Origin of the sequence: Mesorhizobium sp. M4B.F.Ca.ET.143.01.1.1 (assembly GCF_004792275.1) — a bacterium.
Taxonomy (GTDB): domain Bacteria; phylum Pseudomonadota; class Alphaproteobacteria; order Rhizobiales; family Rhizobiaceae; genus Mesorhizobium; species Mesorhizobium abyssinicae.
Genome location: NZ_SRSR01000333.1, coordinates 1 through 289 on the forward strand (window position 1 = coordinate 1; position 289 = coordinate 289).

Sequence of the window (289 nt, forward strand, 5' to 3'; positions counted from 1 at the left end):
GTGCAAGAGTATAGCTAGCGTCCGGTGGTATTCGCGCAACTTTGTGTGACGGCCAGTGCCTCCGCCGCGTTGCGCTTCCCCAGGGGCGGCGCCATCAGGCCCTCTGCGGCACGTACCCGCCCTGTCGCGTCGATGAACTGGTTGAACATCGGCAGGATCAGGCCGCCTTCGTCGCGCACCATGACAGCCATGTCGTGGTACATCGCCTTGCGCTTGGCCTCGTCGAGCTCGGCGCGCGCCGCCAGCACCATCTTGTCGAAGTCCGGACGCTTGAAGCGCGTGTCGTTCC

1 pseudogene is annotated in these 289 nt (G+C 65.1%); it reads right to left on the reverse strand.

Annotated elements, in window-relative coordinates:
* Positions 1–14: 14 nt before the first annotated feature.
* Positions 15–289 (reverse strand): annotated as a pseudogene (locus EN786_RS39620) (hypothetical protein); the annotation flags it as partial.